Below are 22,990 nucleotides of genomic sequence, written 5' to 3'. Positions count from 1 at the left end.
TAGACTTCATGCGTCAAGAACACACAGGTACACTCTCCAAATACTTCTGGAGAAACAAAACCCGCTCACTTTACGAAAATGCCATCGAAACCTGCTATCTCCTAAGAGACTACGAAAAAGCCTATTATTTCATGGAGAAAAGTCGGGCGGTTATGCTTAATGATAAGCTAAATGAATTGGGTGCCAAACAAAAACTCAATGAGACCGATCAAGAGAAAGAACGAGATTTTCAAAGGAAAATAATAGAACTCAATACCAAAATAGAAGCCGAAACGAAGGCCACAGAGAAAGAGAAACTAAACAGCCAATTGTTTGATTTACAAGAGCAACAAGAACGTTTTGTGAAATCTTTGGAAACAAAATATCCAGCGTATTATCAGCTCAAGTACAATACCCAAATCGGCACTTTGAAACAAATGCAGGCATATCTGAAAACTAATTTCAAAGACAAAAATGCAAACATGGTTTCCTACTTTTTTGGAGATTCGGCCAGTTATGCCATGGTCATATCCCCAACCAAGGCGGAGGTCAAACAGTTTAAATATGATGTTGCTCAAAATCAAGAGTTTGTAAATTTCTTGGCCACCAATCAAGGCACCAAGGCGGATTTTGCCAGAATTTTATCAATGGGTTCTGTTATCTATCAAAAACTAATTAAACCGCTGAATATTCCGAAAGGCCACCTGATTATCTCTCAAGACGGTGTTTTTATGCCTTTCGAAGCTTTGAGTTCTTCGGCCGCCAGTGCACAATATTTGCTAAAAGATTATGCCATTTCTTATACTTATTCGGGTCAGTTTTTGCTTAAAAAAGCTGTAGAAACTAAATTTTGGCCAAATCAGTCATTTGTCGGTTTTGCTCCTGTCGAATTTAATAATCAGCTCAATTCCCTCAAAACTTCTGACCTAACCTTGGGAAATGTGGCCAAAAACTATTGGTTTTCAAATACTTTTACCGGAAAGGTAGCCACAAAGGCCAAATTTCTGCAGCAAGCTAAAGACCACAAAATAGTTCAGATTTTTACTCATGCATTCGCAGATAGCCTAGACACCGAGCCCAAGATTTATTTTGCTGACGATGCCCTGAAAATTTCTGAACTCAATGCCGAAGATCAGTTTAATACCCAACTATTGGTACTCTCGGCTTGTAAAACGGGCGTCGGCAAACTGGCCAAAGGCGAAGGTGTATTGAGCCTTGCACGAGGTTTTTCAATGTTAGGAATTCCTGCCACCATCACCTCCCTCTGGAGTGTGGAAGACAAAAACACCTATCAACTTACTGAGCTTTTCTACATATATCTAAACCAAGGTCTATCCAAAGACGAAGCATTACAAAAGGCCAAATTGGAGTTTTTGGAGCTTCACCCTAACGCTGGACCAACTGATTGGGCATGTATGGTTTTGGTGGGGCAGACTTTACAATTAAATAATAATACTCCCGTTCTTCTGGTTTTAAGTGTCATTTTTGTGATTTCCATAATTGCTGGAGGTTTATATTTTGATAGAAACAGAAGAGCCGCCTAGCGACCTTTTGGAACAAAAAAATACCGGAAAACCTCTCGGCCTCCGGCATTCTTTGTGTATGTTATAAATAATCCTAGTTATTCATGAGCCCTTGTGCAAACCAGTTAGCTATGGCTTGTCTGTTGTCTGCCAAAAGCAGACGTTTTCTGTCAAATTCGTTGGTGATGTTACCCAATTCTATAAAAACTATAGGCGGCTTTGATTCCTTTATCATCCAAAGATCACGTGCTTTTACTTCTCCAGTGTAGCCACGACCTTTTTGTTTGGCGTTGTATTTCTTTTTAATTGTATCATACATTCCTTCGGCCAATTGCTTGCTTTCGGGCTTGCGATCGTTGTAGTAAAAGAAAATATCAACTTTATTGTCGGTGTATCGCGAATCCACATGTGTTTCTATAACTCTCTGAATTTCATAACCTTTGCGTGCGTTTTCGGCATAAAGCTCGTTAATAATTTGGGTTCTTTGTCTAAGTCTGGCAGCTTGATTCAAGGGTATTTTTTCGCCGCCCCAAACTACTTCGTCGGTGTCTGTTTCAAGGTATTCATGGTCTCGAATGCCGTCATTTTCGTCTCGCACAATCATGTACACTTTGGCACCGTGCATGAGTAGATTTTTGGCCAGTCTTAAGCTTACATCATAGGCATATTCGTCTTCGGCCACAAGTTTGCCGTTTACTTTGGCATTGGCTCCAGGATCTGGGCCACCATGTCCGCTAACAATATAATACACGTGGTCGTAAAGTTCGTTATCAAGGATTGGAGTAGAGGAATGGTTATCTCCAAATATTTCATAGTTGGCCATTTTAGGCGAGCCTTTAGAACTTGGATTTTTGTCTTTAAAAGAACTTAAAGCTATCAGCGAAACAGCCGCGGCCAGATAGAATAAATGATTTTTCATACAAGAAATTTAGAAAAGCAAAAACTTATTATTGGGATACGATTGTAGGGAATCAATATTTGTGCCAAAAAAATATTCTTATGTTCATTTCATACTTTTAGTACTTAAAAAGAACAATATATGTAATTTAAAGTATTGGTAATAAGATATATAAAAAATCATCATATTTGTAAAAAAAATATTTAAAATGCTCAAAATGACCTTTTAAAATGAAATTATATAATATCCTTATGACTTTAAAATACTGTCATCCGTGAAAAATAAAATAAAAAAAATGAAATCTTTATATCGCCCCCTGCACTGTTTGAACACAGTCAAAATTCTCTAAAGGGAATATTTTTATAACTACTGGGATATGAGAATTTTGACTGTGTGAGTTTGCAGGGTGCAGTTTTTTTTGCTTCGTTTTTTTTCGAAAAAAAATGAAGGCCCCGCCGGCGAGGCGACGCCAGTCAGTAAGGGGGTAGTTTTTAATGTGAAAATAAAATCAAGGTTAAATGACTACTTAGGGTAGATTTTTTAAGTAAATTCATTTTAGTCAGATGACAGTAATACTAAAATAGCAAATAGTTTTAAATATTCTTTAATCTCGAAACCAAATTGTGCTACTTATCTATAAGTTTGTAGAACCTAAAAATCTCCTTACCGAATAATGAAAAAAGTTGTCTTTTTATTTTTAATACTTCCCAATGTTTTTGCCCAGAAAACCAAATTTGATTCTCTCGCAAATCATTTCGGCACTAAACATTTTCCGCTGTTCTTAGAATATCTGTCCATACCCTGTGATGCCAATTACAAGGAAGACATCATGAGAAATGTCGTTTGGGTGGAGAATCAGTTTGTTAAAAGGGGATTTGAATCAAGGCGACTAGAGACCAGTACAATTCCTGTGCTGTTGTTGGAGAAGAAATCGCAAAATCCGAAATCCAAAACTATTCTTTACTATTACCACTCCGATGGACAGCCTGTTGTCCCGTCAGAATGGTTTCAAGAAGACCCCTTTAAGCCTGTCTTGAAACAAAAAAATGCGGTAAATGGCAACTGGAAAATCATACCGATAGAAAATCTACAAAAGAAAATAGATCCTGAGTGGCGAATATTTGGCAGAGCATCCTCGGACGACAAAGGTCCTGGGGTGATGTTATTGGCTGCTTTGGATGCATTAGAATCACAAAATATTAAAACACCGTATAACCTAAAGATTTTGGTGGATTTTGAGGAAGAAAAGGGGTCGGTTAATCTTCCAGGAATAATTGATAGTCATAAGTCTGCCTTGTCTTCAGATTTGCTTCTGATTTTTGATGGACCCGGACATGTATCTAACTTACCTACCATAACTTTTGGAGCCAGAGGTATAGCCACGCTGACCCTTACCACTTATGGTGCCTACACGCCTCAGCACAGTGGACATTATGGCAATTACCTTCCTAATCCGGCCCTAAGGATGGCTCAATTATTGGCAACTATGAAATCCGAGGATGGTAAAGTACTCATTCCTGGATTTTATGATGGTGTGAAATTAGACGCCAAGGCCAAACAGAAACTAAAAGAAATCCCAGATGATTTGTCTCTGATAAACTCTAAATTAGGAATCAAAACGCCCGATAAAGTAGGAGAAAGCTACCAGGAGGCATTAGTTTATCCCTCTTTGAACATTAGAGGCTTTAAGGCAGGAGAAGTTGGAGCCTTGGCGGCCACCATTATTCCTGACAAAGCCGTTGCCGAAATTGACATCCGAACTGTAGCTGCTACTAAGCCCGAGAAATTGCTTCAAAATGTGAAGGATTTTATTGCTTCTAACGGATATTTTATAACTGAACAAGATCCTACACCTGAGGAAAGGACTAAATATGAGAAAATAATTAAAGTCGGTTCAAGGCCGGCATACGGGGCATTTAATACTGATCCAAACGGAGCTATTGGCATTTGGCTGGAAAAGGCACTTGCAAAAACCACCGATAAAAAGATAATCAAATTGCCAACCATGGGCGGTTCAGTCCCGATTTCTCCATTCGTGACTAAACTTGGAGTCACGGCCGTAATTGTACCGACAGTAAACGCAGATAACAACCAACACAGTGCTAACGAAAACTTGCGACTGGGTAATTATTTTGAAGGTATAAAAACCATGATGGGGCTTTTAAGTAGTGATTTTTAAGAAATGTCAATTGTGCGGTGGAAATATTGTCTAATTTTGCGGCAAGATTAAAAAGCAAATGAACAGAATCACTGCCTTATTTCAGAATAGAAAACAAGAAGTACTCAACGTATATTTTACAGCTGGATTTCCGAATTTAAGTGATACTACCACTGTTTTGGAGGCATTGCAAGAAGGTGGGGTGGATATTGTGGAGATAGGAATGCCCTATTCGGACCCTGTGGCCGATGGTGAGACCATTCAAGAATCCAATCAGAAAGCTTTGGAGAATGGTATGTCTTTGAAAGTTCTTTTTGAGCAATTGGAAGGAATTAGAGGCAAAGGCATTACGGTACCGATTGTTCTAATGGGATATCTTAATCCGGTGTATCAATTTGGTATTGAGGCGTTTGCTAAAAAGTGTCAGGAAATAGGAATCGATGGCCTCATCCTTCCCGATTTGCCAGTTGATGAATATTTTAGAGAATATAAAAAGATTTTTGACCAATATGGCTTGCTTAATATTTTCTTAATTACCCCACAAACTTCAGAAGAAAGAATACGGAAGATTGATGAAATTTCCGATGGGTTTATTTACATGGTTTCCTCAGCTAGTGTTACAGGAGCCACATCAGGAATCACACCGGAAATGGAGGCGTATTTTAACCGTGTAAATGCCATGAATCTTCGTAATCCTCGCTTAATTGGCTTTGGTATAAAAGATAAAGAAACCTTCCAAACTGCCTCAAAATATGCATCGGGTGCAATTATCGGTAGTCAATTTGTGAGAATAATCGGAGCTGCCAAGGATTTGAAGGGAGAGGTTATTTCATATTTGAAGTCTTTGAGGTAGTTTTTGTTACTTTTTTTAACGCAAGGCCGTAAAGTTTTTCTCAAAGAATCGCAAAGGTTTGTTATCATTTTTGGTAGAGAATCCTAGTCTGAGTTATTTTTTTCCACACAAAATTCGCAAAGGGTTTTCGCAAAGCTCGCAAAGTTAAATTTTAAGATTTCGGTAGGCTTCTTTTAGAATAATATTCTTTAAGGAAACAATCCTTTTCGTTTTTTGGCATGTAGTTTTCTAGGTGAACTTTATTTGGAATGACACTTATTTTGGAGAAATTTTCCAAGGAACTGAACCAAAGGTAAACCACAAAAAAAGACCCCCAATTGGAGGTCTTTTTCTAATAAACCAAAGAAAATTATGAAGTTTGGCCAAGGCCATTTTCCAATAATTTTTGGTTAGTTATCTATTGAAAAGTTCATCATAAGATATCGACACATAGTACATGCTTCCGACCATAGCACTACCAAAAGCTTGGAAATAAGGCTTAGACCCAATATTTGTTCCTCCAACTTTTATTATAGACTTCATAGCCGGTACTTTTAAGCTTACCTGTGCATCCAAATTCGTAATTTTAGGAACAGTAGTGTTAGTAAAGTTATTATTTGTTGTGGTTGTAGGAATCACAAAAGACGATTCCCAAACAAATGAATCTTGGTGACGGAGCGATAGGTTAAATCCTACTTTATCTCCACTGCCCAAACGTTTCCCAAAATTAACATTATAACGATATCTAGGTGTATTAAAGCCAGCATATTGTTGCTCAGGTGTTACAGTAAAACCTGTTAGTTCGTTAAAGGCGATATTTCCACCAATGTTAAATCCTTTTGGTAGGGCGTAATTAATATTTCCAGCCCAACCTTTTACTCTAATTTCTGATCCAGTATTCGAAGGTCTTGAGTATGCCAAACGGGTAGAGGCACTAGCTACACCCGATTCGATAGGTAAGCCCGGGCCTGCTGGTGCAGTAGGAACAACAATTGAAGTGCCACCGATAAAGTTAGTATATATACTCCAATAATGGTACGCGTCAATAAACACCTTTTTGCCAATTAAGCCTTTGTATCCAATTTCATAAGATTGAATTCTTTCAGGCTGTAGGGCTTTAACTTGATACTTAGGTATTTTGGCCAGAGCAAACGCAGGTAATACCTGTGCTACAACACCAGGAACGTTAGCAGTTAATGCTTTTTGTAGTTCCGCGTTGAAAGCAGGTTGGAAATTTGCTGCTAATGCACCTGGAAGAGCTTTTGCAACTTCAGTATTCAAATTTGCGGCCAAGGCTCCAGGTAATGCTTTGGCAACCTCAGCCTGTAGATTAGCCGTTAGGGCAGCTGTAACTTGTGCAGGCAAGGCGGCAGCAACCTGAGCTTGTATAGCGGCGGCAGCAGCGGCTTGAGTTAATGTTCCAGCGGCAACTGCAGCATTTACGGCAGCCGTAACTTGAGCGGTTACGGCAGCTGTAACTTGTTGTGTAATGGCTGCTGTAACTCCAGCTGTTACTTGTTGAGTAATTGCAGCAGTAACTCCTTGTTTAACTTGAGCCTCTATAGCTGCATTCACTCCAGCCGTAATTGCAGGTGTAGCTTGAGCAGTAACAGCGGCAGTTGCATACTGCGTAGCTTGGGCTTGAACAGCTGGATCTGCGGCATATTTAGCAACATTTGCTGGAGCTAAACTTTGTACAGGAATACCTGTGGCTAATTTATATCTCGCATCAAATTCTGGTAATCCACCAATTAAAGTTCCCGCTCCTGCAAACAAATCGATATACTGGTTTTGAGTAGTAGGAATTCTAAAACCTGATTGATATGACAATCTAATGTTATGTTGGCCAAATGTAAATACACCAGAAATTCTTGGAGTAAACTGACCTTCAAAGTTTTCGTTTTTATCATATCTCATTGATCCTGTCAACTTAAAATGGTCTTTAAACATGCTCTTTGATGCCTGTAAAAATCCCCCAAATTCGTCTATGTTAATTACACCAGATCTACCTTCTTTCAAATCAGCGAACAAAGTACCATTAGAAGCCAATTGGTATCTTCTTACGTTGGCACCTACCATTAAATCAATGAATTTCACTTCATTTTTAAAATTATAAAATCCTTCGGCGTGAAATAATTTAGATTTGTCGTCAAATGCACCGCCACCTTGTGAAATAGAAATATTGTGATATTTTTCCGCCAAGTTGTTTAGAGCATCAGTTTGAGTAGCTGGTAGTCCGGCATCAGCAACCCCTCTTGCGGTAAGGTGAGCAGCCGCCTCGGCTTGTCCAGCACCTCTGGCTTGTGCGAAAGCACCTACGTACTGCCCAAACCATGTTGCATGTGGTTTGATCTCGTTCAGCATACCTAGTGCCGACAAGCCCGAAGCATACGATTGACCTGAATTTTCAAGTGTTGTATAAGCTCTCAAGTTAAAATTATCTCCTTTTAACTCAGCTTTGTATTGGCCTATTCTAAAATTTGATAATGAGTATCTAGCGGCTCCTGTATATACGGTAGTTCCCAATCCAAAATTGGCTTGAGCTATAAATTCAACTTTCTCGCTAAATCTATGGTGTAAAGCCACATTAGTTTTAAATGATTTCGTATTGTAGTCTACTAAATCTCTTTCCAAAAATCCAGTTCTACTTACAGGAGCATTTGGAATTAGAGCAGTAGCTGCGGCTGGCAAAAGTTTAGCGGCTACTAGTCCGTTGGCTACTGTGAGCATGTTAGCTTGTACTTCATCGCCATAAATATTCTGACCATCATAATCAGGATCTACACCTGCACCTCTAGTGCCATTTTCTACACCGCCAACATTTAAGTTGGTATAATTGTTGGCCTCCCAGTCGTCTGCACCGATATACGCTAAATTTAATTTAAATGCAGTTTTGTTATTAAAAGCCTTTGCATATCTGATAGAAAAGTCATAGAAAGGAGTTGTAGCTCTTGTTCTACTACTTTCATTCATTACGCCAGTTTTCAATGTACTGCTAAGGCCTTGGTACAAAAACGGGCTTTTCGAATTCATCAAAACTAAACCGTTAATGGCATTTGGTCCATACAAGGCAGAAGCAGCACCAGGCAAAATTTCAACTGATTCCACATCCAATTCTGGCATACCCACGATATTATCCACTGGGAAATTTAATCCAGGGGCCGAGTTATCCATACCATCTATCATTTGCACGGTTCTAGGGTTACCTGTGGCACCAAACCCTCTCATGTTTATAGATTTGAACAATAAGCCCTGAGTTGTCATATCCACACCCTTCATGTTAGCGATAGCGTCATAAAAACTTGGAGCAGCTGTTTCGCGGATAGCTCTAAGGTCCAACTTTTCCACAGTGACGGCAGATTTCATTACACTTTCCTCTACACGAGAAGCAGATACTACAATTTCCTGACCCATAATGTCTTGGTCTTCAAGACTGATGTTGATGGCTGCATTTTCGGAGTTTACAGTATACTCTTGTGCTTTGTAGCCAACTGATGAAATTACCAATTGAAGTGGTAATGGAGTTGATGTAGTAAATTCAAACTTTCCTTTTACGTCAGTGATAGTTCCAATTACTTTTCCTTTGATTTGCACACTCACACCCACCAAAGGCTCTTTGGTTTTGGAGTCAGAAATCATTCCTGAAATCACTGTTTGTCCGAATGTAAAACTTACATTAATAAGACAAATAGCTACAAAGAGGAATAATTTTTTTAGGTTTGGGTAAATTTTACTCATAATTAAGGCAGCATTATTTGGTTAATGAATGAAAATAAAGGTCAAAAATAAGCATTAAAATTATTTCAATACAATAAAATCAAAAAATAATCATAAAATGATTAGAATAATTTTTACTCAAATATTCGTACTATTCATGGTTGTGGGGTCACTAGAGGCTAATTCTCAGAATAAAATTCTCATTATCAATGACTTCAATGTTGGGCCATTGCCTAAAGTGCCCAATTACTCGGAGAACCAGAGTTGGGCCGCTTTGCCTACGATAAGCGATATGGCTGACCTTCTTCCAAAATCCAAGAATGTTATGGGCGATAATCAAGCCAAGGCCCCAGCTGATGTGTTTTATATTTATCCGACTATTTACACCCAATTGCCGGAGAATGAGTATACGTGGAATGCCTCTACAGAAGACCAAAAGCTGAACGCCAAAATAGATAACTCAGCCATTAAAAACCAGGCAACGGTATTTAACGGAAGCTGTAAAGTATATGCTCCACGATACAGACAGGCTCATTATTCTGTTTTCCTGACAAAGGATTCGGTCTCTGCTAAAAAGGCTTTGGATTTGGCCTACTCCGATGTGAAAATGGCTTTTGAGTACTATCTCAGCCACTTCAATCAGAACAGACCCATCCTGATAGCTGCTCATAGTCAAGGTACTTTGCATGCTATCAGACTATTACAAGATTTTTTTGATGAAAAACCACTTAAAGAAAAACTTGTGACGGCGTATTTGGTGGGCATGCCTGTAAATGACAGCATGTTTAAGAATATAAAACTGAGTACAAAACCTGAGGAAATTGGCGGGTATGTGAGTTGGAACACGTTTTCAAATGGTTATTTTCCAGATTATTATAAAAATGGATTACATAAGTCACAACTCGTGAATCCCATAATTTGGACTAATGAAGATATTTTTACGGATTATTCCCTTCATAAAGGAACAGTTGGTCTGAAATTCAAAGTATCACCCCAAATAGTATCTTCTAAAGCCTCTGAGGGGTTATTATGGATCAAAAAACCAAAGGTTTTTGGCAAGGCGTTTATAAAAACTAAAATCTGGCATTTTGCCGATTATAATCTTTTTTGGATGAATGTCAGAGAAAACGTAGCTTTGCGTGTGAAAAACTATATTGAATAAACATGACATCGAATAATTTCTTGATTATAATGGCAGGAGGGGTAGGGACCAGGTTCTGGCCTTTCAGTCGTCAAACGTTTCCTAAGCAATTCCACGACATACTGGGAACGGGCCGTACCCTTATTCAACAAACCGCCGACAGATTTGTAGGTATTTGTCCAAACGAAAACATATATGTTGTAACTTCTCCAGAATATTTTGAAATTACAAAGACTCAGTTACCTTTTCTGACGGATGATCAAATTCTATTAGAGCCAAGTCGTAGAAATACGGCACCTTGTATAGCTTATGCATCGTACAAAATAGCTAAGCAAAATGCCAATGCACAAATAGTTGTTGCTCCAGCGGATCACATTATTTTGAAAGAGGAAGAGTTTAGGAACAGAATAAATCTGGCTTTAGATTTTTCATCAAAATACGATGTTTTGGTCACATTGGGTATAAAACCAACTAGGCCAGACACGGGCTACGGCTACATACAGTTTGACGACACCGACGTAAATGAAGTAAAAAAAGTAAGGACATTTACAGAAAAGCCCAACCTAGAACTGGCCGAAATGTTTCTCGCTAGTGGCGACTACGTCTGGAACGGTGGCATATTCGTTTGGAGTTTGCAATCAATCACAAAGGCCTTTGATTCACACCTACCAGAAGTAGCTGATGCCTTCAGAATAGCCCAGAAACATTTCTATACCGACAAAGAAAAAGAAGCTCTTGACACTGCTTATCCAAGATGCCGCTCAATTTCTATTGACAACGGCGTGATGGAAAAAGCAGAAAACGTGTATGTTGTGCTCTCTGACATCGGTTGGTCGGATCTCGGAACTTGGAAATCTGTTTATGAAAATTCTGAAAAAGATGAAGTCAACAACGTGATAGATGGTAAGGCGATGTTATTCAACGTGGAGGATTGTATCATAAAAACCCCGAAAGATAAATTAGTGGTCATCAATGATTTGAAAGGTTACATAGTGGCAGAATTTGACGGTGTTTTGATGATTTGTAAAAAAGACGACGAGCAGAAAGTAAAAGAATTTGTATCAAAAGCCGAAGCTTACGGGAAGCAGTTTGTGTGATTTTGACAAGTAAGGTCTCCCAAATATACTTTCAGCTCCAATCCTGAAAATTGTTAAATTCGATTTGTTTTTTTAACTATTGAGGGTGGAAGTAATCTATTGCCAATTTTCTCTAGCCCAATTAGGTTAATGGTTGGTTATAAAGGTTTTGTTTGGACCCACATTTCGTTGCCTGAAGAATCAAGGCCTTTTAATTCCAATTGGCTGGCGGGGTTTCTTAGTTTTATAAATTTCAAATCATATCCTTCGTGGTTTTTATAATCCCAGTTGTCAGAAAGGTGGACTACATCGTACTCAAATGTCTGGTCAGGGTTTGTTCTTCTAAAATATAAACTTAAACTGGCCAACTTGAAACCTTCGTTTTTAATCAAAATATAACTGGTGGAATCACTTGGGTCTCTCAAGATATCTATTTGCTTAGTTTCCTTATTTTTATCCCAGTGTTTTTGGAAACGCAAGAGACGAGCGTCATTTGAATGTGAAAACTCGGCTATCGAATAAAAAATGAGATCTTCAAATTTTTCTTTTTTCACTATTGGGAAATTGCTCTCAATGTATGCTTTGAGGGCGGGAATATCTGCTGCGATTTTATCGAAACTTTGAATATTTGTTTCATTGAAATTACTAAAATCATATTTGCGATTTGACAAATACGAATAAAACAAATAGTGAGGTTTGTAAAGATCAAAGTCTACGTATTTGAATTCTTCTGATAAAGGTTTGTTAAGTTTTTGAGCTTTTCGAAGTTTATAAGCCAATGAATACTGCTGTATGTTGGTTTCCCTAGGTTTTAGTCGGTCGTTAATAACTGACTTAATATTTGGGTAGGAAAGTAGAAACACAACCGCTAGAAAGTAAATTACTTCGGGTAGCTTAATTTTAACCAAGTCCTTGGTTATTTCGAATAGCAAGAAAATACCCATACTTGCCAGAATACTAATGAGCGGTGTTACAGGAGCGATGTACCAAAAAAGTTTTGTTTTTGAGGTGGAAACAATGAGAAAAAATGTTAGGGTGAGTAATGTTAAATACGTAACAAAAGACAAATATTTTTTATTTAGGAACGACAATGGAATCGAAATAGCAGCAAGTGACAGTACCTTAAGTCCGAAACTGTTTCGCAAAAGCTGAAAATAGTAATCGAATTGTTTTACATTGCCATGGTTCTCTACTTGTGTATATCTCCCTGCAATTTCGTTAATCCAAATTTGATGAATATAACCAGGCGTTAGAATTTCTCTAAGTAAATAATACCCAACCCCAAAAACCAACGGTATGATGATAGCCTTCCAAAAATTCAAAGAAAGCAAAATTTCTTTCAGTTTTTTGTTGAGAATCAGGAACAAAAAGATCCCTGGTAAGAAAAAAAAAGCTGCAATACCTTTGGTAAGTATCGCCAATGTGAGGAAAATGCACGAAATCACCAAGGGTTTGATATGCCTAGATTGTGAATAATTATAAAAACAAAAAACAAAACTCAACGAAAAAAGTGTAAAAGTGGCATCGTAATCACCTGTTCTCAAAACGTGAACCCCCGTGAATAACCAATTGGAGAATAATAAACACCAACTGGTTAGAACCACCCAAGTTGATCCAATCGATTTTTTAACAAACCAAAGAATCATAAAAGCGATACCAATCCCGGCCAGAGCACTAGGTAAACGAATGGCCCATTCTCCAGGCCCAAAAATATTCATAAAGAGTACTTGAAGCCATATGAGCAAAGGTGGCTTGGTGTTCCATGTGTCTATTTGATTGTCAAATGTAGTGTATAAAAATGATGTAGGATTGAGATACATCTCGAAAGCATTTACTGCATTTCTGCCTTCGTCGTACGCTCTTACAGCCAAAAAATTAAGATTGTAGAAGCATACAAAAACTACAAATGTGAATGTTGCAATTAATAGCGTTTTTTCAACGAGTGTCTTCATTAATAAACCTAAAAGAGGTTAGGTTTATGGATAATTCTAACCATAAACAAATAGAGGGAAATCAATTTATTCTGATTTTAAACCGAAATTATAATGCTATTTTTTTATGGAAAAGCGTGATTAGAATTTCTAAGTAAATTCTAATTAGCTTCTAATTTGGATTAGAATAAATGCCATTAAATCAACTAAAAATTAAGAAAAATTCAGCTATGAAAATTAGATGATTCAGACGAACAGTATTTCTGGAAAGGTTGTTAACGAATTCTTTTGTTTGTTTGGAAACAAGAAAGGAGTTACAAGCTAAAAGGGTCCTTCCTTCACTTCCTAGTCCATTAACTAGCACCAAAAAAGTAATAATACAGAAATAAAATAGAGCAGTAAATAAAGTTTCGCGTCTTTTACGAAATACATATAAGTACTGAAGATGTCAATGGCCAGCCACATCCACCACGCTTCTACTTTCTTTTTCATGAGTAAAAACGTGGCTATAATACTCATGACGGTAGTGAAACTGTTCTTAAACTGAAATGCACTTGGAAGACTGAATAATTTCGGGAATATATCTTGTAAGTTTTTTTGAAAAAGCCTCCATCAAATATGTAGCTATCAATCTGCCAGCCAAAAAAAATTCAGAGGATTTAGGTTATAGTTGCTTGATTTTTAATCCATTTTTTTGTTGGCATTTTCTTCTTTCGGGAATTTCGACCACCAAAAACCAATATTGCTGGTGACGAAGAAAAAACCTTGTAGAAAAAGTCGGGTTAGAGCTGAATTTTATTTTAAATCAATGGTCTATATTTTATTTCTGAGACGAACTGTTCGATAGAGTAATTTTTGCTAGTATTCAAGCAATATGTTTAATATCGAGGTATTGCCCTTAGAAGCCTAATTCTCATCACAACCAGCTATTTTGGCCTCAAAAACTGAACCTAATTGTGTTTTAAAACCGGGTAAAAGTTCTATTGCATTTCCGGCAAAATATTTCCAGTTGTCGATGAGGTGCTGATTTGAAATTATAAAAGTTTTCGACTTTATGGGATTATCAATATTCGTTGTAGAAGTTGTTAAATTGATTTCGTCAAAACAAGTTGTTATTTTCTTTTCAGTAAATCCGAAATTTAGTTCGTCTGTTCCTGCAACATAGACTATTAAGGTAATTTCTTTGCCAAGAGTATCAACAAAAAGCGAGTCTCCTATTATATGAGCTGGCCCACTAATTACTAGAAATCTGACACTATCTGTTGTATTGGTAGTTCCATTTAATTTCAACCTAGAAGCGGGTTTATTTGCACTTGGTATTAAATTAAAGCTTAATGATTGATTTACTCTTGGTTTCCTTACAATCAAACTTTGCTCTTTGTATGGTGCTATGTTATGGACATTTTCCTGACCGTGTTGGGTTGCTCTAATGGTAATAATACCGGGTTTCGACATAAACTGGAGAGAATCATTGTAGATGGAACCTGGACCAGAAGTAGTAAAAAAAGTAATCGGAAGTAATGATGTAGCCGAAGCCGTAAGTTTAATTCTGTTTACGTTGTAGGTAGTATCCAACGGTTTAGCAAAAGTTAGTGTTTGATTTGTTCCCCAACAATTTTTACTAAATAATAAATCTTTGGTATCTGATAATCCTTTTTCAGAAGTAATGGTACACCTAACCAAGGCCCAATAGCTGGCACCTGACTCACAAGTAATATTAGGTAAAGAAAAATTCGGTTGTGCGTCTGTGCTCACATTTACCAAGTGCCTATGGCCGTTATGGCTGTCATAAACTTCCCACTTATAATTTAGAGGTTCAGATGTAGGATTTATAACAGCGGCAGTAAACTGAGCACTATTGCTAGCGTTTTGATCAACATACTCATTCAAATTGGGATCAGCGAGTATATTATCAACTGTAGGCTTTTGCGTATTAAAATGAATTTTTATAGAATCCTGCGAAAAAGCACCTGTTGAATCCGTAACTTTTAATTTTAACCATATAAAATTATAGTTTAAATTATTAGCGTCTCCAACTTTAAAAAAAGGTTTTAGGCCAGTGCTCGTCTGTCCATCTGATAGTTCCCAATGATAGGAAAGACTATCATTAGGATTTGGGTCATAAGATAAGCTAGCATCAGGTGAAATAATATAACTTGACGTACCATAATTAACAGGCAAAAATATCTTTGAAATTGGGTTTGAGTTAGAATTTGTGGCTTTAATTCTAATTATTTGTCCAAAGGTAGCGTTTGATAAGTCTATTACACAAACGTACAAATCTCCATTAACAGGGGAAGTCCTAATGGCTGCGATTTGGTCATTTAAAGTACCAAATTTATATATAAATTCTGGATTATAATTGGCATCAAATTTTGTGCGGTAAATATTTTTACTCACAAAATCTCCAAAGAATAAGTTGTCATGATAGATTTCCGGATAAGAAGCAAAATCATGATAAAAATCACCAATAACTATGGAGGCGTTTCCACTTAGGTTATCGCCAGGCAAAGAAATTGTTCCTACTTCAGTTTTGTTTCCATGTATATTTCCAAAAATAGCGTCTCTCATCGCTAAAGCAGGCTTTTTCCAAACAGCTGGTGGCGAGGGGGGTCTATTAATATCTTCAAAATCAATACCCTCAAAGTAAGGCCAACCAAAATTTTCTCCGGGATTTTCAAGAATGTTAATCTCCTCTGCTACGTTTGTTCCTACGTCTCCAATTAAAAATTTACCAGGCTGCGAAATAGAACCTGTATGAGGTATTTTGAGTAATTTCCAAGGATTTCTCAAACCTCTAGCATAGGTTTTTGAAGCAAATGATCCCGGGTTATTCCCATCATAATAAGGGTTGTCTGGTAATCCTAGCCCAGTATTTTTATCTATTCTTAATATTTTTCCGCTCAAAGAATTTAGTTCTTGAGCTCTAAGTGAACCTATGTTTTGATCCCAAGTAATTATTCCTATATCAAGGGATTTCTGGAAATACGAAGTTGTGTCCGAGCCGTTATCATCACCAAAGGATGCTCCATCGCCTGCAGAGAATAGAAGTGAACCATCTGTACCAGAAGCCAATGCTCCTCCTACATGTCCAATATAAGTAATGGGCCATCCATTTGAAAAGTTCGAGCCAATAAGGATAAATTCCGAATTCATATCCACTATTGGGTTGGTAGAGGCAGGATTAATAACCGTAAATCTGCTAATTCTTCCAACAGAAGGAGCGGGAGCAAGCTGGTTGCCAGGTATGGAATCTTCTTTTATAACATATGCTAAATATATATAGCCATTTTGCAAGTATTGGGGATCTAAAGCAAATCCTTGTAGACCGCTTTCACAACATTCGGCTGTTTTAAAACTTATATCTAAAAAAGGGGTAGAAGAAATGGTGTCATTTTTAATAAACCATAATTTCCCTGATTTTTCATAGGCATAGGCTCTGCCTAAAGAATCAAACTCAATTCCAATTAAACCAGCGTTATGGTTAACAATAGTTTCAGAAACAAAGCCTACAGGTAAATCTTGGGCATTTGAAGTATTAAAATTTACAATACCTATGAAAAAAAATATAAGTAGTTTTGAATTAAATAGTTTAATAATGTATCTCCTTTAAAGTTTCTATATACTAATACGATAATTTGGACTCAAAATTTTATGGGTAGTTTAATTTAACGTACAATCTTAAAAAAATTTAAGGTTGTACATTTAATAGTTAGTGGAATTCAACAGTAATCGTCTATCAGGAATCGGTTGTTGAGATTTTGGGTCAGTTTGAATAATTTATTTACTACTTGGCTACCTACAATGTCTAATTCTTTCGTACTATTTCAATAAGTTTAGGTATCCTGGTAGATTTTGCCAGCTAAGTAGGTCGAAAGTACTCAAAGCTAAAAAGACTTACAATCAATTGGAAATAAAAAACTGAACCCGATTTTTAACTCTTAAAATTATGCTTTTTTTTAAAAAAATCAATTAGACATCCCGATTTCCCAAATCTTAACTTCCTTGTTTCCACTTCCTAGTCCATTCCACTGCACCAAAAACAGCAATAATACAGAAAACGAAATATAGAAGTGAGTAAAGTTTTACGTCTTTTACGAAATACATGTAGGTGCTGATAATATCTATGGCGAGCCACATCCACCATGCTTCTACTTTCTTTTTCATGAGCATAAACGTGGCCACAATGCTCATCACGGTAGTAAAACTATCCATGTAAGGAAAAGCACTCGGAAGACTGAAAAGTTTCGGGAATATATCGTGGAGGTTTTTAGAGAAAGTACCCATCAAATAAGTGGCTATCAATCCTCCAACAATTAGAAATGCAGAAGTTTTAGGCTCCAATTTTGTGATTTTCAGTTCGTTTTTCAGGTTAGCATTTTCTACTTTAGGGAATTTCCACAACCAAAAACCGATGATGTTCGTCACAAAGAAAAAACCTTGCAGAAACATATCAGGATAGAGCTGAATTTGGTAAAACATAATTGATGCAAGAACCACATTCACAAGACCCAAAATCCAAGACCAAACATTCTCTTTCACAGAAAGCCAAACTGCCAAGCCACCCGAAACCGTAGCCCAGAATTCCAAATGGCTCATTTCATAGCCCCAAATGGTGAAGAAGATGTTTCTGATATCGAAAAGATTAGGCAACTACTTTGGATTTAAAAAGTGGCACTGTACTACAAGGCTCGCCAAACATTAAACTTTTTACAATGGGCTTGAGCCTTCGGGTTAGTTCTACATAAACATAGGTCGGAATCTGAGCATTGCTGCAGCCTTTCACTACTACTCTTTGGTCTTTAAATTGGGCTAAATCCAGGTCATTAAGAGCTTGTTCATAGAGTTTTTTCTCCAAGTCTTCCAAGCTTCCAAAAACCACCATATTGGCATAAGGCTCTAGCTGAATGGCCAAGAGCATGTAAGCCCAAGTAGGTACTATAGCGTCTTCAGAGCAGATGATCGCTACATTTTTTCCACTATATTCCGACCAATCTTTTGATTTCAGGAACTCTCTAAAATCTTTTTCTTTCAGAATCAATCCCATAAAAAGATTTTCCTTGATATCGTAAACCACACGCTCGCCTTGGTGGAAATAATCCTCCAAATCAAATGATATCAGGCCACTATTGGCCACTTTATTTACTATTTCTGCCTCCATTTTTTTAGTTTTCTTCTGCAGTTTCAGCTACCACAATTACTTTTTCTAACTCTATAGGTCTTGTTTCAAAATAGTTTTTGGCAGCTATTTGAGTACTTATTTTTAGAAATGTTCGGCCAAAAACAAAAACTTGTTGCACTAAAAACATCAAAAAAATAGTCAGCCCAGAGTGCATTCCTATCAAACTATCTATGCTCAAATAAACCACAGAGAGTATAATACCTAAAACAATAATCAACCAAAAAAGTGCTATTGTGGTTGGCCTTTTGAAAATATAGCTGAAAGCCTTCCAAAAAGCACTGTAAGGTGAAAGTGTTGTTGATTTGAACAACATCACTCTGCCATAATCGCCCATTATCACCACAAAACCAATAAAATACACAAGAATAAGCACAGGAGGAATCATCCACAAAATGTAGTCTTTCTCTGAGCCACCCTCCGCAATAGCTGCAAAAATGAAGAAAAACATGCCAGCCAAAGAGACCAAAACCATTAAAAAGATAAAAAGAAAGACCAAAAGCATGGCAAATCGGCCAAAATGCTGTGCCGAGGCTTCAAAAAAACGTGGAAACTTGAATTTGTCTTGTTCCGTGGCATCTAAAGTACCTCCTGCAAAGAAGGTATTGAGCAACAGATAGACCAAACCCAGCACAAAAACCAGAGGTACAAATGGTCTGAAAGCTTTCTGGCTTTGGTGAAAAAAGTCTGTAAAAATCATAAAGTCAAAGTCGGCTATCAACTTATCCAAAGCCACAGACGTATTGGCCTCGTTCAGAAATGTTACATAAAACGGCCTGGCCACCAACATAGCCAATATGAAACCTACTGCATAGAGAAGTAGAACCAATTTTGGCTTTTGGTATATTTGATGGAAGGATTTTATTAATATTTTTAGCATTTTCTATATTTCTAATTTTCTACAAGGATAATGGGTACAACTGAATTGTGAATGCAGTGCGTTCACAATTGAAAACCTCTCATTTATTAATCTTTACTTATTTCCATAAAATTCGTCTCAGTTTACTCACCCCAGCTTCGGGTTATTCTTGTGTCTGTCAAAATCTCGCATGGTCTTTTTCTCCAAATTCTTCACAAAAGCTTCGCTCAAATCTATGCCCGTTTGATTCGCTAAACATATCAACACAAACAGCACATCGGCCATCTCATCTCCCAAATCCTTGTTTTTGTCTGACTCCTTCTCTGACTGCTCACCGTATCGCCGAGCCATTATTCTGGCCACTTCACCCACCTCTTCCATCAATATGGCCGTATTCGTGAGTTCGTTGAAATACCTAACACCAACAGTTTTAATCCATTCATCTACAATGCTTTGTGCATCTTTTATGTCCATTGTTTATTTCTTTGTAGGTGGCGAAATCATGATATGTGCCCTGTGCGTGCCCGGGTCCATAATCCACGGAGCTCCTGGTACCACTTCCTTTAGCGGCAAACCTGTAGAAGCCGCCGTTGCCCAAGGAATATACACCACATAGCGATAATTGGCTTTTTCCAAACTCTCTCCACTCAAAATATGCAAAGTCGATGGATTCTTCGGCATTTTCAATTTGCCCTTTTTGGCCTCTGCCTCACGTATGTCAAAAACCTCCTTAAACGACTTATTCTCCTTTTGCAAAGCACGACCACGAGCCATAAAAGGCTCCAAATCTTGGTGATAACACGACACACTGAAACCCTTTTTGTTGGGATCATCCGCCAAACAAATATATCCACTACCTCCTTTTTGCAAAACCACCATTTCACCATCCGCATCGTAGCCCCATATTTTCGCATTGGGCCTGTCCGCTTCTGGCAAAGCCATCGTCGCCTCTTTTATTTGCTGTTCGTTCGGTAAAACCTGAGCAAAAACACCAGCGGTAAACAGAAAACCGCAACAAAACAATAATTTTTTCATACCATCGGTAGTTTAAATTGACAATAAATCTGGGCGAATCCCTTGGTCCGATTGCATCAGGCCCAAGGGTCGGGCTTTCGCCTTTACTCCTCGTCGCCTCCTAGCGTCGGCTCCTGTGGGGTACCGGCTCTATCCCTTTCGCAGCACAACAGACCGCAAAGAACAAAGATAACAAGTAAAGCGATTTTTCAAATCGCTAAAAACCAATTTTACCCAATTCATTCCCTCCACTTTTCATTTTGAAAAACCAAAACACAAAACAACCGTAAAGCGATTTTTCAAAACCATGAAATGAACATTAGCCATCTTTCATTTCATTGATTTTCGATTTGAAAAATCGAAATACGTAAGTCGTATCATATTTTTCGTAATTTTGATACTTCAATCAAAACTAAAAAACAACATTCCATGAAGCGAATAGGCTTAATATCGGTGGCAACTCTTTTCGTAGTATTTCTAAGTTCGTGGGGTATGTGGGGGCATTATGCCATCAATCAATCGGCCATATTTTCATTACCGCAACCCATAGCACAGTTTTTCTACCGTCACATAGATTTCATCTCAGAGGGCGGTAATCTACCCGATGTCAGAAAATACAGCCACCTGAAAGACAAAGCCGAAAATCCTCGCCATTTTATTGATATTGAAGACTTTGGTGATATTCCTTTTGATAGTATACGCACCCGTAAATGGGATGAAAAAAGTCTCCAAAAGTGGGGGAATTTGCCTTGGTTTATGAGCGATACCTACAAAAGTTTGGTGAATTCTATGAAAAATGGTCGCCGCACCGAAACCTTGTTTTCTGCCGCTGAACTGGGTCATTATCTAGCTGACGCACACATGCCACTTCACACTTCGTCTAACCACGACGGCCAATTGACCAACCAAAGAGGAATTCATGCACACTGGGAGGCACTTTTGGTAGAACGGTATGCCAAAGGGTATAACCTCAAAGTTGGGCCAGCAACCTATATTACAAACGTGGACGCCGAAATCTGGAACATCATCAGAGACACACACATTCTAGTGGACACACTTTTGGCTATAGACCGAAAACTAAGAAGCGAATTCCCGGCCGACCAACTTTATGAAAAAGACAAAGACGGCAAAGTGGTAAAGAACAAATTTGGCCAGTGGGTATTTACCAAAGAATACTCAGAATTGTTACACAAATCGCTGAACGGTATGGTAGAAAAACAAATGCGGAAGTCAATCCAACAAGTGAGTAATTTTTGGTATACCGCCTGGGTAGATGCCGGCAAGCCCGATTTATTGGCAATGGAACAACCAGAATTGTTTAAAAGAACCAATAAACAGTACAAAAAGGACGTCAAAATCTGGCAAGGCGGTCAGCTGCCTTACCAATACATGGAAAAGGAATACTAGTAGTGCGATTTTGCTAAGTCGCATGTTGAATTCAAATGGGCAATATTCATTTTATAATTTTCACAATAAAAAACAAAGTAATTATTCACTGTATTCAGCGATTTGAAAAATCGCTGTTACTTAAGTTCCCTACGTCTCTTCCCCACCTCACGCCAAGTAGTCAATATAATCTTATTGTCTGCCAAATATTTCTTAAAAACTGGATCCATCATCGTCATGGCATCACTTTTTCGAACAATTCCTGAGTCAGAAATGTACTTAAATATCTCCGAGGGCCATGTGCAGTGCATAATTACCATCGTAAGGCCAGGTTTTAGGGCTTCTATGGTTTCTATATATTTCTTGGTTTTAGAAGCCAACAATTCAGCATCTGAACAGTCTTTTTTGCCATCTGGGCATCCCCAGCCGTAAGAAACATTATGCAAATCATCAATCACTGGCAGACCAGCTGCCCACAATTGTTTGCCCACCGCCGTGGTCATTTCTATGGTGAGTCCTGCGTCTTTTTCAGTTTGTAGAATCATCGAATTGTGTCCTCCCGGAAACATCACGGGAATTTTCTCTTCCATGGCCACTTTCAGATACCTTTCTAGGAAATCTTTTCTGGCAAAAACCGTCCCCATGTGTGTGTCTAGGTGTGTTGGCTCCCAGCCCATGGTGCGTGAGCGGTCTATTTGAGCTCTTATCTCTTTTTCTATTTCGTCAGGAGTAGCATTCGTGGCTGTGGCTCTTACACTTGGCCACATAGCTCCTTGTTTGTCCACCAGTCCAGGAACGGCAGGTTTACCCATCAATGGCCCCCAACGGTAACCTTTCCATTCAGAAGTGAGCGTCAAGTGCAAACCCGCATCAGTTTGAGGATGGGTTTCAAGATATTTGAAAAAATCTTGAATCCACGGGCAAGGCATCATCATACTTAATGAGTTGGCCACGCCTTCCTCCATGGCTTTTATGGCTCCCAGGTTAGAATCATACGACATACCCACATCATCGATATGCAAAATAAGCACTTTGGAGCCTTTCGGATAACCCAATTTCTCGGCATAAGTGGGTTCTTGAGCAAAGATATTTTGAGAAAATAGTAGCAAAATTACCAGCAGCTTTTTCATTGAAGGTTGATGTTTGGGTTGAATATTAATTCCGACTTTAAAAGTAAGGAAATTTTGTCTTTGGAGCAAAAAATGGTTTTGAGTTATGTTTTTGGGGACACAAACATTGGGCATGAAGTTATGGGAACACAAACTTAGGCTTTTTGAAGTTTTTGGGAACACAAACT

At 38.0% G+C, this 22,990-nt stretch carries 17 protein-coding genes; 6 read left to right on the top strand and 11 right to left on the bottom strand.

Going from position 1 to position 22,990, the window contains the following annotated elements:
• Nucleotides 1-8: 8 nt before the first annotated feature.
• Nucleotides 9-1,523 (top strand): CHAT domain-containing protein, encoded by a 1,515-nt coding sequence (locus EGI31_RS24030; RefSeq protein ID WP_255039743.1) that lies wholly within the window; start codon nucleotides 9-11, stop codon nucleotides 1,521-1,523.
• 73 nt (nucleotides 1,524-1,596) lie between these two features.
• Here the strand turns inward: EGI31_RS24030 and EGI31_RS24025 are convergent, their stop codons facing one another.
• A complete protein-coding gene (locus tag EGI31_RS24025; protein ID WP_255039742.1) occupies nucleotides 1,597-2,421 on the bottom strand; it encodes an N-acetylmuramoyl-L-alanine amidase in 825 nt (274 codons plus the stop codon).
• 652 nt (nucleotides 2,422-3,073) lie between these two features.
• Here EGI31_RS24025 and EGI31_RS24020 point away from each other — a divergent pair.
• Together EGI31_RS24020 and trpA are read left to right on the top strand one after the other, a co-directional pair.
• A complete protein-coding gene (locus EGI31_RS24020; RefSeq protein ID WP_255039741.1) occupies nucleotides 3,074-4,579 on the top strand; it encodes a M20/M25/M40 family metallo-hydrolase in 1,506 nt (501 codons plus the stop codon).
• Nucleotides 4,580-4,637: 58 nt separating this feature from the next.
• Nucleotides 4,638-5,411 carry a tryptophan synthase subunit alpha gene (gene trpA, locus EGI31_RS24015; RefSeq protein ID WP_255039740.1) on the top strand — a complete coding sequence of 258 codons (774 nt, stop codon included), beginning with the start codon at nucleotides 4,638-4,640 and terminating at the stop codon, nucleotides 5,409-5,411.
• 393 nt (nucleotides 5,412-5,804) lie between these two features.
• On the opposite strand, the gene EGI31_RS24010 is transcribed toward trpA, so the two are convergent.
• Entirely contained in the window at nucleotides 5,805-9,128 is a 3,324-nt protein-coding gene (locus EGI31_RS24010; RefSeq protein WP_255039739.1) for a carboxypeptidase-like regulatory domain-containing protein, read from the bottom strand.
• A gap of 97 nt (nucleotides 9,129-9,225) precedes the next feature.
• Between EGI31_RS24010 and EGI31_RS24005 the strand changes: the two genes are divergently transcribed.
• Together EGI31_RS24005 and EGI31_RS24000 are read left to right on the top strand one after the other, a co-directional pair.
• Nucleotides 9,226-10,269, top strand: coding sequence for a DUF3089 domain-containing protein (locus EGI31_RS24005; RefSeq protein WP_255039738.1), 1,044 nt, complete (start codon nucleotides 9,226-9,228; stop codon nucleotides 10,267-10,269).
• 2 nt (nucleotides 10,270-10,271) lie between these two features.
• The gene (locus EGI31_RS24000) at nucleotides 10,272-11,345 is read left to right on the top strand and encodes a mannose-1-phosphate guanylyltransferase (protein WP_255039737.1); all 1,074 of its coding nucleotides are present in this window, start codon (nucleotides 10,272-10,274) and stop codon (nucleotides 11,343-11,345) included.
• Nucleotides 11,346-11,482: 137 nt separating this feature from the next.
• Here the strand turns inward: EGI31_RS24000 and EGI31_RS23995 are convergent, their stop codons facing one another.
• The 8 genes from EGI31_RS23995 to EGI31_RS23965 form a co-directional block, all read right to left on the bottom strand.
• Nucleotides 11,483-13,276: an ArnT family glycosyltransferase gene (locus EGI31_RS23995; RefSeq protein WP_255039736.1), complete on the bottom strand. Its 1,794-nt coding sequence runs from the start codon at nucleotides 13,274-13,276 to the stop codon at nucleotides 11,483-11,485.
• Nucleotides 13,277-13,612: 336 nt separating this feature from the next.
• Entirely contained in the window at nucleotides 13,613-13,837 is a 225-nt protein-coding gene (locus EGI31_RS25515) for a nicotinamide mononucleotide transporter (RefSeq protein WP_374760711.1), read from the bottom strand.
• Between the two features lie 324 nt (nucleotides 13,838-14,161).
• Nucleotides 14,162-16,717, bottom strand: coding sequence for a PQQ-dependent sugar dehydrogenase (locus tag EGI31_RS23990; protein ID WP_255039780.1), 2,556 nt, complete (start codon nucleotides 16,715-16,717; stop codon nucleotides 14,162-14,164).
• Nucleotides 16,718-17,251: 534 nt separating this feature from the next.
• Nucleotides 17,252-17,908 (bottom strand): nicotinamide riboside transporter PnuC, encoded by a 657-nt coding sequence (gene pnuC, locus EGI31_RS23985; protein WP_255039735.1) that lies wholly within the window; start codon nucleotides 17,906-17,908, stop codon nucleotides 17,252-17,254.
• Complete coding sequence (locus tag EGI31_RS23980; RefSeq protein WP_255039734.1) at nucleotides 17,901-18,416, bottom strand: DUF2480 family protein; 516 nt, start codon at nucleotides 18,414-18,416, stop codon at nucleotides 17,901-17,903. Before EGI31_RS23980 ends, pnuC begins: the two co-directional genes overlap by 8 nt.
• Nucleotides 18,417-18,420: 4 nt before the next feature.
• A complete protein-coding gene (locus tag EGI31_RS23975; RefSeq protein ID WP_255039733.1) occupies nucleotides 18,421-19,314 on the bottom strand; it encodes a hypothetical protein in 894 nt (297 codons plus the stop codon).
• Nucleotides 19,315-19,440: 126 nt separating this feature from the next.
• A complete protein-coding gene (locus EGI31_RS23970; RefSeq protein WP_255039732.1) occupies nucleotides 19,441-19,767 on the bottom strand; it encodes a nucleotide pyrophosphohydrolase in 327 nt (108 codons plus the stop codon).
• Between the two features lie 3 nt (nucleotides 19,768-19,770).
• Nucleotides 19,771-20,328 (bottom strand): hypothetical protein, encoded by a 558-nt coding sequence (locus EGI31_RS23965; protein WP_255039731.1) that lies wholly within the window; start codon nucleotides 20,326-20,328, stop codon nucleotides 19,771-19,773.
• A gap of 408 nt (nucleotides 20,329-20,736) precedes the next feature.
• Between EGI31_RS23965 and EGI31_RS23960 the strand changes: the two genes are divergently transcribed.
• Complete coding sequence (locus EGI31_RS23960; RefSeq protein WP_255039730.1) at nucleotides 20,737-21,714, top strand: zinc dependent phospholipase C family protein; 978 nt, start codon at nucleotides 20,737-20,739, stop codon at nucleotides 21,712-21,714.
• A gap of 116 nt (nucleotides 21,715-21,830) precedes the next feature.
• On the opposite strand, the gene EGI31_RS23955 is transcribed toward EGI31_RS23960, so the two are convergent.
• A complete protein-coding gene (locus EGI31_RS23955) occupies nucleotides 21,831-22,823 on the bottom strand; it encodes a polysaccharide deacetylase family protein (RefSeq protein ID WP_255039729.1) in 993 nt (330 codons plus the stop codon).
• Nucleotides 22,824-22,990 lie beyond the last annotated feature (167 nt).

The organism is Lacihabitans soyangensis (assembly GCF_024343775.1).
Lineage (GTDB): Bacteria > Bacteroidota > Bacteroidia > Cytophagales > Spirosomataceae > Leadbetterella > Leadbetterella soyangensis.
Note: the sequence above shows the minus strand (reverse complement) of the source record. Positions and strands in the feature narration are given on the sequence as shown.

What these genes read in the sequence shown, in the direction of transcription:
- EGI31_RS24030 (WP_255039743.1), top strand. Translation starts at nt 9, where the DNA reads ATGCGTCAAGAACACACAGGTACACTCTCCAAATACTTCTGGAGAAAC.
- EGI31_RS24025 (WP_255039742.1), bottom strand. Translation starts at nt 2,421, where the DNA reads ATGAAAAATCATTTATTCTATCTGGCCGCGGCTGTTTCGCTGATAGCT.
- EGI31_RS24020 (WP_255039741.1), top strand. Translation starts at nt 3,074, where the DNA reads ATGAAAAAAGTTGTCTTTTTATTTTTAATACTTCCCAATGTTTTTGCC.
- trpA (WP_255039740.1), top strand. Translation starts at nt 4,638, where the DNA reads ATGAACAGAATCACTGCCTTATTTCAGAATAGAAAACAAGAAGTACTC.
- EGI31_RS24010 (WP_255039739.1), bottom strand. Translation starts at nt 9,128, where the DNA reads ATGAGTAAAATTTACCCAAACCTAAAAAAATTATTCCTCTTTGTAGCT.
- EGI31_RS24005 (WP_255039738.1), top strand. Translation starts at nt 9,226, where the DNA reads ATGATTAGAATAATTTTTACTCAAATATTCGTACTATTCATGGTTGTG.
- EGI31_RS24000 (WP_255039737.1), top strand. Translation starts at nt 10,272, where the DNA reads ATGACATCGAATAATTTCTTGATTATAATGGCAGGAGGGGTAGGGACC.
- EGI31_RS23995 (WP_255039736.1), bottom strand. Translation starts at nt 13,276, where the DNA reads ATGAAGACACTCGTTGAAAAAACGCTATTAATTGCAACATTCACATTT.
- EGI31_RS23980 (WP_255039734.1), bottom strand. Translation starts at nt 18,416, where the DNA reads ATGGAGGCAGAAATAGTAAATAAAGTGGCCAATAGTGGCCTGATATCA.
- EGI31_RS23975 (WP_255039733.1), bottom strand. Translation starts at nt 19,314, where the DNA reads ATGCTAAAAATATTAATAAAATCCTTCCATCAAATATACCAAAAGCCA.
- EGI31_RS23970 (WP_255039732.1), bottom strand. Translation starts at nt 19,767, where the DNA reads ATGGACATAAAAGATGCACAAAGCATTGTAGATGAATGGATTAAAACT.
- EGI31_RS23965 (WP_255039731.1), bottom strand. Translation starts at nt 20,328, where the DNA reads ATGAAAAAATTATTGTTTTGTTGCGGTTTTCTGTTTACCGCTGGTGTT.
- EGI31_RS23960 (WP_255039730.1), top strand. Translation starts at nt 20,737, where the DNA reads ATGAAGCGAATAGGCTTAATATCGGTGGCAACTCTTTTCGTAGTATTT.
- EGI31_RS23955 (WP_255039729.1), bottom strand. Translation starts at nt 22,823, where the DNA reads ATGAAAAAGCTGCTGGTAATTTTGCTACTATTTTCTCAAAATATCTTT.